Raw genomic sequence first — 12,813 nt, forward strand, 5'->3', positions numbered from 1 at the left:
GCCGCCCGTGACGGGAGACCCTCGAACATCGGGCCGGATGGCCGTAGCATCCGGCCATGCCGAATGGTCAGCATGGTCAGCAGCAGCCCCCCGCCGGAGGCCAGTGGTACCCGCCGGAGTGGCCCGACCGCATCCGCGCGCTCGCGGACGGCTCGCTCGTCCCGGTGGAGCCGCGGCGCGCCGCCACCGTGATGCTCCTGCGCGACACCCCCGAGGGTCCCGCCGTGCACATGCTGCGCAGGCGGGCCTCCATGGCCTTCGCCGGGGGCGCGTACGCCTATCCGGGCGGCGGGGTCGATCCCCGCGACGAGGAGCACCAGGTCGGCTGGGCGGGTCCGTCCCGGGAGGCATGGGCGGCCCGGCTCGGGACCGACCCCCTGACGGCCCAGGCGATCGTCTGCGGTGCCGTACGGGAGACCTTCGAGGAGGCGGGTGTCCTGCTCGCCGGGCAGACCCCGGACGAGATCGTCGGTGACACCACCGGGGACGACTGGGAGGCCGACCGGCAGGCCCTCGTGGCGCGGGAGCTGTCCTTCGCGGAGTTCCTCGACCGTCGCGGCCTGCGGCTGCGTTCCGACCTGCTCGGGGCCTGGGCGCGCTGGATCACGCCCGAGTTCGAGCCGCGCCGCTACGACACCTGGTTCTTCGTCGCCGCCCTCCCCGAGGGCCAGCGCACCCGCAACGCCTCCACCGAGGCCGACCGGACCGTGTGGATCCGCCCCGCCGACGCGGCCGCCGGATACGACAAGGGCGAGCTGCTGATGATGCCGCCGACCATTTCCACGCTGCGGTCGCTGGAGCCGTACGGGAGCGCCGGGGGCGCACTCGCCGCCGCGGCCGGGCAGGACCTCGCCCCGGTACTGGCCCGGGCCACGCTGGAGGACGGCGAGCTGGTGCTCAGCTGGCCGGGGCACGACGAGTTCACCAAGCGCGTCCGCCCCGGTCGTCCTGCCGGGCCCGCCGCGTCCCCGGACCCCGCCGATCCGGCAGGTCCCGCAGATCCCACAGGTCCCGCGGATCCCGCGGGTTCCGCCGATCCCGCAGGTTCCGGAGGCCCCGCATGACCGACGCCGCCGCACTGCCCGGACAGCCCCGCGGAGTGGTCACCTCAGGGCCCGCGACCGCCCGCGCGGTGAACGTCCTGGCTCCCAACGCCTCCGCGATGACCCTCGACGGCACCAACACCTGGCTGGTGTCCGAGCCCGGATCCGACCTCGCCGTCGTGATCGATCCCGGCCCGCTGGACGAAGCGCACCTGCGGGCGGTCATCGCCACCGCCGAGGAGGCGGGCAAGCGGATCGCCCTCACCCTGCTCACCCACGGCCACCCGGACCATGCCGAGGGCGCCGGCCGCTTCGCCGAGCTCACCCGTACGAAGGTCCGCGCCCTGGACCCGGCCCTGCGTCTCGGCGACGAGGGCCTGGCCGCCGGGGACGTGATCCGGACCGGCGGGCTGGAGCTGCGCGTGATGCCGACCCCCGGCCACACCAGCGACTCGCTCTGCTTCCACCTGCCCGCCGACCGGGCGGTGCTGACCGGCGACACCATCCTGGGCCGCGGCACCACCGTCGTCGCCCACCCCGACGGCCGCCTCGGCGACTACCTGGACTCCCTGCGCCGGCTGCGCTCGCTCACCGTGGACGACGGGGTGCACACCGTCCTGCCGGGTCACGGGCCGGTCCTGGAGGACGCACAGGGCGCCGTCGAGTTCTACCTGGCCCACCGCGCGCACCGGCTCGCCCAGGTCGAGACCGCCGTCGAGAACGGCTGCCTGACCCCGGAGGCGGTCGTCGCCCAGGTCTACGCGGACGTGGACCGCTCCCTGTGGCCGGCCGCGGAATGGTCCGTCCGGGCGCAGCTGGAGTACCTTCAAGATCACGGACTGATCCCGGGAGGGCCCGAATGAACACCGTGTTCCTGTTGGTCGTGCTGGTCGCGACGGCCGGATGGATCACCTCCACGGTGACCCTGAGGGTCCAGAGCCTCCAGAACAAGGCGGACCGTATGGAGCGCCGCCTGGCCCTGGTCCTGGAGCACTTCGGCATCGAGGAGCCCGAGCCCGCCGGGATGGACGAGGTGCGGGCCCATCTCAGGGCCGACCGGCAGATCTCGGCGATCAAGGAGTACCGCCGGATCACCGGGGCGGGCCTTGCGGAGGCCAAGCTGGCCGTCGACGCCCTCGCCGAGGCCGAGAAGGCCTGAGCCGGCGAGTGCCCGCCGGGGCCGTCGCCCAGGGCGTTCAGCCCCGGCGCGGCGTCTTCGTGCCGTGCCGGGCCGTGTACTCGTCCGCCAGCCACGGCCCGAGGTCCTCGACGTAACCGCGCAGCACCTCGGGGTCCGCCACGGGGTCCAGCGCGACGGCGGCCGCCGCCTCCAGCTGCGCCGCGCGCTGCGGGTAGTACATGCCGAAGATCTCCGCGGACTCGCCGAGGTCGCTGGTCCAGCCGCCCCACCGGGGCATGACCAGCGTGAAGGCGGTGCGCACCAGGTGCCGGGAGAAGAAGCGGCTCAGCTTCCGGTACTCCTCCGGGTCCGACGCCTCCCGCACCCGCGCCCGCCACCGGGGCAGCAGGTCGGCCAGGTCGCCGTTGGTCTCGCGGGCGAGCAGGCTGTCCGGCCGGTAGCGCGGGAGGTGCTCGGCCAGATCCGCGCCGAGCAGCGGGGTGCACAGGCAGGCGAGGAACCAGCCCAGGTCGAAACGTTCCGCCTCGCTCAGGACGGCGACCTTGTCGTGGAGCAGGATGCCGACCCCGTCGACCTCCGGGAAGTCCTCGTCGAGCCCGCGGGCCAGCACCTCGGCGGTGTCCCGGTCCTCGCCGGTGGGCTCGTGGTGGAGTACGAGCAGCAGGTCCAGGTCCGACCGCCCGCGCCGGGCCGTCCCGCGCGGCACGGACCCGTAGAGGTACGCGCTGTGCAGCCGCCGTCCGTACGCCTCGCCGGTCCGGGCGCGGGCGGCCGCCACGACGCCCTTGAACTCGTTCTGCACCCGCCCGAGGGACCCTTCCCGCTCGAAGTACCCGTACGCGTCCAGCCCTCTGTGCTCCATGGCTCCACTGTGCCTGGCCGCCCGCCCGGGGCGGCGTACCGGGCGCCGTGCGTCGCGTGGACCGGCCGGCGAACGGCGGCCGGGGAAACACGAAGGGGTCCTGCCCGGTCGGGCAGGACCCCTTCGAACGGCCGTGGCCGGTGTCAGCGGGAGCGCTTCGCGAGACGCTCCACGTCGAGCAGGATGACCGCACGCGCCTCCAGGCGCAGCCAGCCGCGGCCCGCGAAGTCGGCCAGGGCCTTGTTCACGGTCTCGCGCGAGGCGCCGACGAGCTGGGCCAGCTCCTCCTGCGTGAGGTCGTGCACCACGTGGATGCCCTCCTCCGACTGCACGCCGAAGCGGCGCGACAGGTCGAGGAGTGCCCGCGCCACACGGCCGGGAACGTCGGAGAAGACCAGGTCGGACATCTGGTCGTTGGTCTTGCGCAGGCGGCGGGCGACGGCGCGCAGCAGCGCGGTCGCGACCTCGGGCCGGGCGTTGAGCCAGGGCTGGAGGTCACCGTGGCCGAGGCCGAGGAGCTTGACCTCGGTCAGCGCGGTGGCGGTGGCGGTGCGCGGGCCCGGGTCGAAGAGCGACAGCTCGCCGATCAGCTCGCCGGGGCCGAGGACGGCCAGCATGTTCTCGCGGCCGTCGGGGGAGGTGCGGTGGAGCTTCACCTTGCCCTCGGTCACGACATACAGCCGGTCGCCGGGGTCGCCCTCGTGGAACAGGGCGTCACCGCGTGCGAGGGTCACCTCGCCCATGGAGGCGCGGAGCTCCGCGGCCTGCTCGTCATCGAGCGCCGCGAAGAGCGGGGCGCGCCGCAGAACGTCGTCCACGAGTCTCTCTCCTATGTCGACCGGCTCAGGGGGACCGGTGCTCCCCATTTTGCCGGACGGCTGTATCAGTGCGATCAATCACAAGGATGCCGGACGGACGGGCGTGCTGTGCGGCGCGAGGCCAATCGGAGTGGTGTTACCTGAGGTCCGGGCGGGTGTCAGCGGGCGGCCTTAGGCTGGCCGGGTGTCCAATAAGCCGGTGAGAGCACAGGCCAAGGGGTCCGGCGGAGTGACGGAGCCCCCAAATTCAGCCGTGGGCGAACATGTCCCAGTGAAGACGCCCGCGAGGGTCGCTGCCACCCCTCAGGGCAAAGTTTCGGCCAAGAAACCGAAGCCGCCCAAGCCGGAATCGCGCCTGGCCATGGTGCGCCGGGCGCGGCGCATCAACCGCGAGCTGGCCGAGATCTATCCGTACGCCCATCCGGAGCTCGACTTCCGCAATCCCTTCGAGCTGCTCGTCGCGACGGTGCTGTCCGCCCAGACCACCGACCTGCGGGTGAACCAGACGACCCCGGCCCTCTTCGCGGCCTACCCGACCCCCGAGGACATGGCCGCGGCCGCCCCCGAGGATCTGGAGGAGCTGATCCGGCCGACCGGGTTCTTCCGGGCCAAGTCGAGGTCCCTGCTCGGCCTCTCGCAGGCGCTGCGGGACGACTTCGGCGGGGAGGTGCCGGGCCGGATAGAGGACCTGGTGACGCTGCCCGGGGTGGGTCGCAAGACCGCGAACGTCGTCCTCGGCAACGCGTTCGGTGTCCCGGGGATCACGGTGGACACCCACTTCGGCCGGCTGGTGCGCCGCTGGAAGCTGACCGAGCAGGAGGACCCGGAGAAGGTCGAGGCGGAGATCTGCGCGATCTTCCCCAGGAGCGAGTGGACGATGCTCTCGCACCGGGTCGTCTTCCACGGCCGCCGGATCTGCCACTCGCGCAAGCCCGCCTGCGGGGCCTGCCCGATCGCACCGCTCTGCCCCGCGTACGGGGAGGGCGAGACCGACCCGGAGAAGGCGAAGAAGCTGCTCAAGTACGAGAAGGGCGGCCAGCCGGGCCAGCGGCTGACCCCGCCCCCGGACTACCCGGGCCTCCCCGCTCCGCCGCTGGGCGGGGCCGCGGTGGCGTCGTAGCGGCCGTCCGGAGCCGGCACGGCGGGGAACGGGGACGCGCGCAGGCGTGAAGATCCGTGAACTCGGAGGCGCGCGCACGCGTGAAGATCCGTGAACTCGGGGAGTCAGGAACGAATCGGTACCCGGACCGCGTTTGCGGTGTGGGGAGACGGCGCTGGACAGGACGACGCGGACAGAGGTGCCTATGACGCGCGGTACACGGGACGAGACCGGAACCACGGTGGGGTCCCGCGAGGGGGGCGGCCCCGCCGTCACCACCGACGGCCTGCCCGGGTGGCTCGACCCGGTCGTCGAGGCCGCCCGGTCCGTGCAGCCGGGGCAGCTGAGCCGGTTCCTGCCGCCCGAGGACGGCCGCGGGCGGCAGTCCGCCGTCCTCGTCCTCTTCGGGGAGGGCGCCCGCGGCCCCGAGCTGCTCCTGATGGAGCGCGCCGGCACCCTGCGCTCGCACGCGGGCCAGCCGTCGTTCCCCGGCGGGGCGCTGGATCCGGAGGACGGCGATCCGTACACCTCCGGCCCGCTGCGGGCCGCGCTGCGCGAGGCCGAGGAGGAGACCGGGCTGGATCCGGCCGGCGTCCAGCTCTTCGGCGTGCTGCCCCGGCTCTACATCCCGGTCAGCGAGTTCGTCGTGACCCCGGTCCTCGGGTGGTGGCGCGACCCCAGCCCGGTCGGAGCCGTCGACCCCGCCGAGACGGCGCGGGTCTTCACGGTTCCCGTGGCCGATCTCACGGACCCCGGACACCGGGTCACGACCGTTCATCCGAGCGGTCATCTGGGGCCGGGATTCACCGTCGAATCGGCTCTGGTCTGGGGTTTCACCGCCGGAGTGATCGACCGGATCCTGCATTTCGCGGGTTGGGAGCGTCCGTGGGACCGCTCACGACAAGTCCCACTCGACTGGCGCGCATGAGACGGTGGCCCACGTGAACGTGCTGGACATCCTGTTGCTGCTCGCCGCCGTATGGTTCGCGATCGTCGGCTACCGCCAGGGGTTCGTCGTCGGCATCCTGTCGGTGATCGGCTTTCTCGGCGGTGGTCTCCTCGCCGTGTCCCTGCTCCCGCTGATCTGGGACCGGGTGACGGACGACGGCACCCAGGTGTCCACCACGGTCGTCGTGATCTCCGTGGTCGTGATCATCATCTGTGCCTCGATCGGCCAGGCCCTGACCACCCACCTCGGGAGCAAACTCCGCCGCCAGATCACCTGGTCACCGGCGCGCGCCCTCGACGCGACCGGCGGAGCCCTGGTCAACGTGGTCGCGATGCTGCTGGTGGCCTGGCTGATCGGTTCCGCGCTGGCCGGTACCTCGCTCCCCACCCTGGGCAAGGAGGTCCGCAACTCCAAGGTCCTCCTCGGGGTGTCGCGGGTGCTGCCCGAGCAGGCGAACACCTGGTTCTCCGACTTCAGCTCCACCCTGGCGCGCAACGGCTTCCCACAGGTGTTCAGCCCGTTCTCCAACGAGCCCATCACCGAGGTGAAGGCCCCCGACCCGACGCTCGCCAGCAGCCCCGTCGCGGAGCTGGCGAAGCGCTCGATCGTGAAGGTCGTCGGTACCGCGCCCAGTTGCAGCAAGGTGCTGGAGGGCACGGGATTCGTCTTCGCGCCCGGCAAGGTGATGACCAACGCGCATGTCGTCGGCGGGGTCAGCGAGCCGACCGTACAGATCGGCGGCGAGGGCCGGCTGTATGACGCCAAGGTCGTGCTCTACGACTGGGCGCGCGACATCGCCGTCCTGGACGTGCCGAAGCTGAAGGCCCCGGTACTGGAGTTCTCCGAGAAGGACGCGGCGAGCGGCAACGACGCGATCGTCGCGGGCTTCCCGGAGAACGGCGGGTACGACGTCCGGTCGGCGCGTGTCCGCGGGCGGATCAACGCCAACGGTCCGGACATCTACCACCGGGGTACGGTGCGACGGGACGTCTACTCGCTGTATGCGACGGTCCGCCAGGGCAACTCCGGCGGACCGCTGCTGACGCCCGACGGCAAGGTGTACGGAGTCGTCTTCGCGAAGTCCCTCGACGACCCCAACACCGGTTACGTGCTGACGACGGACGAGATCCGCGACGACATCCGGGTCGGCAAGGATGCCGTACGCCGGGTCGACAGCCAGGGCTGCGCGCTCTGAGACGCCGCGGCCGCCGGGTCCCTACGTCCGTGGGTGGCGCAGGCGCGCGGAGACCCAGCGGGCCCGTCGGCGCAGGATGAGCGGAATCCCGAGGCGGAGGTCGTGGCCGTGTCGGCCGGCCCTCTCGTGGGTGCCCGGCGTAGCTGCCGAGCGGCGTTCGTGCGCGGTGTCACCGTAGTCGTGCGTCCAGCTCATACTTCGTGCTCTGCCCGTGGCCCAAGGTCCGTAACCCCGTCAGGGGCGGCCAATTGGCCTATGCGCCAGGCAATTGAATGCTCGTAGGACAAGCGCACGATCGAACTGCCGTCCTTAGGGGGTGGTCCCAGATGCACGACTCGTCTGGCGGACCGTCACCCGGCCTGTTCCGCGGCCTCGTCGGGCAGCGGAACGGCCGGTCGTCGCGTCAGCGGTCCGGCTCGGGGTCCTTGAGCCAGTTCACCAGCTCGGACGAGAAGGCGGCCGGGTCCTCCTCGTGCGGGAAGTGCCCGAGCCCGTCGAACAGCCGCCACCGGTAAGGGGCTTCGACGTACTCACCGGAACCGGCCGCGCTGCGCGTGCGCATCACCGGGTCGAGCGAACCGTGCAGGTGCAGCGTCGGCACCCGCACCGGACGCTTCATCCGCCGGTTGAACTGGATCCCGTCGGGCCGCGCCATCGACCGCATCATCCAGCGGTACGGCTCGACCGAGCAGTGCGCGGTGGACGGGATGCACATGGCCCGCCGGTACACGGCCAGGTCCTCGTCCTCGGGCGGCCGCGGCCCCGACCAGTCCCGGATCAGCTCCCCTACGAGCGCCCCGCCGTCGGCGACGAGCTGCCGCTCGGGAACGAACGGCCGCTGGAAGCCCCAGATGTGCGAACTCGCCCGGGTCTGCCCGAAGTCCGACAGCATCGCCGAACGCCAGCGGCGCGGATGCGGCATGGAGGAGACCACGAGCCGGCGCACCAGCTTGGGCCGCATCACGGCCGCCGTCCAGGCGAGGTACCCGCCGAGGTCGTGCCCGACGAGCGCGGCGTCCGGCTCGCCGAGGGACCGTACGACTCCGGTGATGTCGAGCGCCAGGTTGGCGGGGTCGTAGCCGCGCGGGGTGCGGTCGCTGCCGCCCACCCCGCGCAGGTCCATCGCGACCGCCCGGTACCCGGCGTCGGCGAGCGCGGTCATCTGGTGCCGCCAGGTCCACCAGAACTGCGGGAAGCCGTGGAGCAGCAGCACCAGCGGCCCGTCACCGAGCTCGGCGACGTGGAAGCGGGCGCCGTTCGCGGCGACGTCCCGGTGCGTCACCGCCTGCCCGCCGGGGAGGTCGAGCCGTACCGCCGTGGCAGCTGTGGGAGGAACGCTGGGGTCCGGCGTGGGCGCTGTCATGAGGACGAGCGTGCCACACCCACAGCGTTGTCACTCACCGGCCGCGGGTGCGGCTTGACGGTCCCGACCAGCGCGGCGGTCTGCTTGACGGAGGCGATGGACTTCTCCGGCGGCTTGACCTTCTTGAACTTCCGTACGGCGATCAGCGTGAGCACGCCCGCGATCAGCAGGAACGCGCCGCCGACGATGAGGAAGGACCACGCCAGCCCGAGCCCGAGGTTGTGGATCCCGTACGCCGCGGCGAAGGTCAGCACCGGGAGGGAGAAGACCGCGAACACTCCCGCGGCGCCGATGGAGGCGGATCCGCTGCCCACGCGCTTGACGTCCTCGCGGATCTCCGCCTTGGCGAGGGCGATCTCGTCGTGCACCAGCGCGGACATCTCGGCGGTGGCCGAGGCGACCAGCTGGCCGAGTGTGAGCTCGGCTCCCTGCGCCTCTTGGTCCACTGCGCTCATCGCTCTCTCCCTCTGTCGTCTGCTGCCGGTCGGCGCGGCTGTCCTGCGTCGTCAGTCAGATCATGCCGGACGGTCGGCTTCGGTGGTGGACCCGGCTGCGGTTTGGGGCGCGGTGGCGGACTCGTTCTCGGCCCTGCGACGGTGTTCCGCGGCCCGGTCCTCGTAGATCCTGGCCATCCGCAGGTGGTACTCGGGGTTGTGCTCCTCGTAGATGTCCGGGATGCCGTCGTGGTCCTCGTCGCGCTCCTCGGCCTCGGTGAGGGACCGGTACTTGCGGTCGCGGAGTTTGAGCATGACGCTCGCGATCAAGGCGGCGATCAGCGAACCGATCAGGACGGCAGCCTTGACCTCGTCGGTGAGGACCGGGTCGTCGGTGAAGGCGAGCTCGCCGATCAGGAGGGAGACGGTGAAGCCGATGCCGGCGAGCGAGGCCACGGCGAGCACGTCCGGCCACGCGAGGTCCTCGTTCAGCTCGGCCTTGGTGAAGCGGGCGGCGAGCCAGGTGCCGCCGAAGATGCCCACCGACTTGCCGATGACGAGGCCGAGCACCACGCCGAGGGTCTCGGGCCGGGTGAAGACCTGGGCGATGGCCTTGTCGGAGAGGGAGACGCCGGCGGAGAAGAGGGCGAAGAGGGGCACGGCGAGACCGGCCGAGATCGGCCGGACCAGGTGCTCGATGTGCTCGCCGGGGGAGTGCTGTTCGCCGTCCTGGCGGGTGCAGCGGAGCATCAGGCCCATGGCGACGCCGGCGATGGTGGCGTGGACACCGCTGTTGTACATCAGGCCCCAGACGACCAGGGCGAGCGGCACGTAGACGTACCAGCCGTGGACGCCCCGGCGGAGCAGGAACCAGAAGAGGGCGAGGCCCGCGAGCGCGCCGCCGAGCGCCAGGAAGTCGATCTCACTGGTGAAGAACACCGCGATGATCAGGATGGCGAAGAGGTCGTCGACGACCGCGAGGGTCAGCAGGAAGGCGCGCAGGGCCGACGGCAGCGAGGTGCCGATGACGGCGAGGACGGCGAGCGCGAAGGCGATGTCGGTGGCGGTCGGGACCGCCCAGCCGTCCGTGGAGCCGTTGCCCAGGATGTTGACGAGTACGTAGACCACCGCGGGTACGGCCATGCCGCACAGGGCGGCGATCACCGGGAGCGCGGCCGCTCTGGGGTCGCGCAGATCGCCCGCGACGAGCTCGCGCTTGAGCTCGATGCCGGCGACGAAGAAGAAGATGGCGAGAAGTCCGTCGGCCGCCCAGTGCTGGAGCGAGAGGTCCAGTCCGAGGGAGGCGGGGCCGATGTGGAAGGACCTGACCTCGGCGTAGCTCTCCGACAGCGCGGGGATGTTCGCCCACAGGAGGGCGGTGACCGCGGCCACGAGCAGCAGTACGCCGCCGACGGTCTCGGCGCGCAGGGCGTTGCCGACGAAGCGGAGCTCGGGCAGCGAGAGGCGGCCGAGCAGCTTGGGGCTCTTGTGGTCGGTGGGGCTGGGCGCGGCCACGAGGGGACACCTCCGGGGGCGGTTGGACGGCATGGCGAAGCTCATTGCCGACCAGACTTCCCGGCGCACCCCGTGATCTTTTTACGCTTTCAATATTTTACAGGGCACGCGCGAGGACCTATCCGGTGATCATCACTTTAAGTGCGAAAGGGGCACCCGGCGCGGCGCGCCGGGTGCCCCTTTCCGGTGTGTCTCGGGCGTTTCGGGCGTCTCGTGCGGCCCGGGTGGTGTGCCTCGGCCCGGTCCTCAGTCCTCGCTGCCGGCAGCCGGGAGCTTGCTCTGGATCAGGTCCATGACCGAGGAGTCGGCGAGGGTGGTGACGTCACCGACCGCGCGGTTCTCCGCCACGTCGCGCAGCAGACGGCGCATGATCTTGCCCGAGCGGGTCTTCGGCAGCTCCTGGACCGGCAGGATCCGCTTCGGCTTGGCGATCGGGCCGAGCGTGCTGCCCACGTGGTTGCGCAGGTCCGCGACCAGGTTCTCGGTCTCGGAGGCGCTGCCGCGCAGGATGACGAAGGCGACGATCGCCTGACCGGTGGTCTCGTCGTTCGCGCCGACCACGGCGGCCTCGGCGACCGAGGGGTGCGAGACGAGGGCCGACTCGACCTCGGTGGTCGAGATGTTGTGGCCGGACACCAGCATCACGTCGTCCACGCGGCCGAGCAGCCAGATGTCGCCGTCGTCGTCCTTCTTGGCGCCGTCGCCCGCGAAGTACTTGCCCTCGAAGCGCGACCAGTAGGTGTCGATGAACCGCTGGTCGTCGCCCCAGATGGTGCGCAGCATCGACGGCCACGGCTCGGTGAGGACCAGGTAGCCGCCTCCGCCGTTCGGGACCTCGTGGGCCTCGTCGTCCACGACGGTGGCGGAGATTCCGGGCAGGGCGCGCTGTGCGGAGCCCGGCTTGGTGTCGGTGACGCCCGGCAGCGGGGAGATCATCATCGCGCCGGTCTCGGTCTGCCACCAGGTGTCCACGATCGGGCAGCGGTCGCCGCCGATGTGCTTGCGGTACCAGATCCAGGCTTCGGGGTTGATCGGCTCGCCGACCGAGCCCAGGACGCGCAGGCTCGACAGGTCGAACTTCGCGGGGATGTCGTCGCCCCACTTCATGAACGTACGGATGGCCGTGGGCGCCGTGTACAGGATGGTGACCCCGTACTTCTGGACGACCTCCCAGAACCGGCCCTGGTGCGGGGTGTCGGGGGTGCCCTCGTACATCACCTGGGTGGCGCCGTTCGCGAGCGGCCCGTAGACGATGTAGGAGTGCCCGGTCACCCAGCCGATGTCGGCGGTGCACCAGTAGACGTCGGTCTCCGGCTTCAGGTCGAACACCGCGTGGTGGGTGTACGAGGCCTGCGTGAGGTAGCCGCCGGAGGTGTGCAGGATGCCCTTGGGCTTACCCGTGGTCCCCGAGGTGTAGAGGATGAAGAGCGGGTGCTCGGCGTCGAAGGGCTGCGGGGTGTGCTCGGCGGACTGCCGGCCGACCGCCTCGTGCCACCAGACGTCGCGGCCCTCGGTGAAGGCGGTGTCCTGGCCGGTGCGGCGTACGACGAGCACGTGCTCGACCTGCGGACACTTGGCGACGGCCTCGTCGATGGCGGGCTTCAGGGCGCTGGGCTTGCCGCGGCGGTAGCCGCCGTCGGCGGTGATGACCAGCTTCGCGTCGGCGTCCTGGATGCGGGAGGCGACGGCGTCGGCGGAGAAACCGCCGAAGACCACGGAGTGCGCGGCGCCGACGCGGGCGCACGCGAGCATCGCGACGACCGCCTCGGGGATCATCGGCAGGTAGACGGCGACCCGGTCGCCGGCCTCGACGCCCAGCTCGGTCAGGGCGTTGGCGGCCTTGGAGACCTCGTCCTTGAGCTCGGCGTAGGTGATCGACCGGCTGTCGCCGGGCTCGCCCTCGAAGTGGATCGCGACGCGGTCGCCGTTGCCGGCCTCGACGTGGCGGTCCACGCAGTTGTACGCGACGTTGAGCTTGCCGTCCGCGAACCACTTCGCGAAGGGTGGGTTCGTCCAGTCGAGCGTCTCCGTCGGCTCGGTGGCCCAGGTCAGCCGCCGGGCCTGCTCGGCCCAGAAGCCCAGCCGGTCCGCGTCGGCCTGTGTGTACGCAGCCTCGGTCACGTTGGCGGCGGCGGCCAGATCGGCGGGCGGTGCGAACCGCCGCTCCTCCTTGAGCAGATTGGCCAGGCTCTCATTGCTCACGACATCTCCCTTTCCCAGGGTGTCCGTTGTGTCCCCGGGCATAGCTCATCAGTCAGCGGCCCAGGTGACAAGGGGTAGCCGAGAATTGGTTTAGACCTATATCACGATCCGGCCCGCGCGAGAACGGAGTGCGAACGGCCCCTCCCCGCTGCAGGGGCGGGGAGGGGCCAAACGATTGCACGAATACGGGAG

At 71.5% G+C, this 12,813-nt stretch carries 12 protein-coding genes; 6 read left to right on the forward strand and 6 right to left on the reverse strand.

Going from position 1 to position 12,813, the window contains the following annotated elements:
• Positions 1-56 precede the first annotated feature (56 nt).
• From DEJ51_RS18175 to DEJ51_RS18185, 3 genes are read left to right on the forward strand one after another with little or no spacing between them, the layout of a single operon-like run.
• Entirely contained in the window at positions 57-1,064 is a 1,008-nt protein-coding gene (locus tag DEJ51_RS18175; RefSeq protein ID WP_150258533.1) for an NUDIX hydrolase, read from the forward strand.
• Positions 1,061-1,906: an MBL fold metallo-hydrolase gene (locus DEJ51_RS18180; protein WP_150258534.1), complete on the forward strand. Its 846-nt coding sequence runs from the start codon at positions 1,061-1,063 to the stop codon at positions 1,904-1,906. The genes DEJ51_RS18175 and DEJ51_RS18180 overlap by 4 nt, the downstream gene beginning before the upstream one ends.
• A complete protein-coding gene (locus DEJ51_RS18185) occupies positions 1,903-2,202 on the forward strand; it encodes a hypothetical protein (RefSeq protein ID WP_150258535.1) in 300 nt (99 codons plus the stop codon). The genes DEJ51_RS18180 and DEJ51_RS18185 overlap by 4 nt, the downstream gene beginning before the upstream one ends.
• Positions 2,203-2,239: 37 nt before the next feature.
• Here the strand turns inward: DEJ51_RS18185 and DEJ51_RS18190 are convergent, their stop codons facing one another.
• On the reverse strand, positions 2,240-3,046 hold the full coding sequence (locus tag DEJ51_RS18190; protein ID WP_150258536.1) for a nucleotidyltransferase domain-containing protein: 807 nt from the start codon (positions 3,044-3,046) through the stop codon (positions 2,240-2,242).
• A gap of 143 nt (positions 3,047-3,189) precedes the next feature.
• Positions 3,190-3,864, reverse strand: coding sequence for a Crp/Fnr family transcriptional regulator (locus DEJ51_RS18195; RefSeq protein ID WP_003981529.1), 675 nt, complete (start codon positions 3,862-3,864; stop codon positions 3,190-3,192).
• Positions 3,865-4,135: 271 nt separating this feature from the next.
• On the opposite strand from DEJ51_RS18195, the gene nth reads away from it, so the two are divergent.
• The 3 genes from nth to DEJ51_RS18210 all read left to right on the forward strand — a co-directional run bounded on the left by nth (position 4,136) and on the right by DEJ51_RS18210 (position 7,107).
• Positions 4,136-4,984, forward strand: coding sequence for an endonuclease III (gene nth / locus DEJ51_RS18200; RefSeq protein ID WP_223835861.1), 849 nt, complete (start codon positions 4,136-4,138; stop codon positions 4,982-4,984).
• A 184-nt stretch (positions 4,985-5,168) separates the two neighbouring features.
• Positions 5,169-5,891: an NUDIX hydrolase gene (locus tag DEJ51_RS18205; RefSeq protein ID WP_150258538.1), complete on the forward strand. Its 723-nt coding sequence runs from the start codon at positions 5,169-5,171 to the stop codon at positions 5,889-5,891.
• Positions 5,892-5,904: 13 nt separating this feature from the next.
• Entirely contained in the window at positions 5,905-7,107 is a 1,203-nt protein-coding gene (locus DEJ51_RS18210; RefSeq protein WP_150258539.1) for a MarP family serine protease, read from the forward strand.
• Positions 7,108-7,510: 403 nt separating this feature from the next.
• On the opposite strand, the gene DEJ51_RS18215 is transcribed toward DEJ51_RS18210, so the two are convergent.
• The 4 genes from DEJ51_RS18215 to acs form a co-directional block, all read right to left on the reverse strand.
• Positions 7,511-8,470, reverse strand: coding sequence for an alpha/beta fold hydrolase (locus DEJ51_RS18215; protein ID WP_150258540.1), 960 nt, complete (start codon positions 8,468-8,470; stop codon positions 7,511-7,513).
• Positions 8,467-8,925, reverse strand: a complete 459-nt coding sequence (locus DEJ51_RS18220; protein ID WP_150258541.1) for a phage holin family protein — start codon at positions 8,923-8,925, stop codon at positions 8,467-8,469. Before DEJ51_RS18220 ends, DEJ51_RS18215 begins: the two co-directional genes overlap by 4 nt.
• Positions 8,926-8,985: 60 nt before the next feature.
• A complete protein-coding gene (gene nhaA / locus DEJ51_RS18225; RefSeq protein WP_190620461.1) occupies positions 8,986-10,419 on the reverse strand; it encodes a Na+/H+ antiporter NhaA in 1,434 nt (477 codons plus the stop codon).
• 246 nt (positions 10,420-10,665) lie between these two features.
• Positions 10,666-12,663, reverse strand: a complete 1,998-nt coding sequence (acs, locus tag DEJ51_RS18230) for an acetate--CoA ligase (protein ID WP_150258543.1) — start codon at positions 12,661-12,663, stop codon at positions 10,666-10,668.
• Between the last annotated feature and the right edge of the window lie 150 nt (positions 12,664-12,813).

Origin of the sequence: Streptomyces venezuelae (assembly GCF_008642275.1) — a bacterium.
Lineage (GTDB): Bacteria > Actinomycetota > Actinomycetes > Streptomycetales > Streptomycetaceae > Streptomyces > Streptomyces venezuelae_E.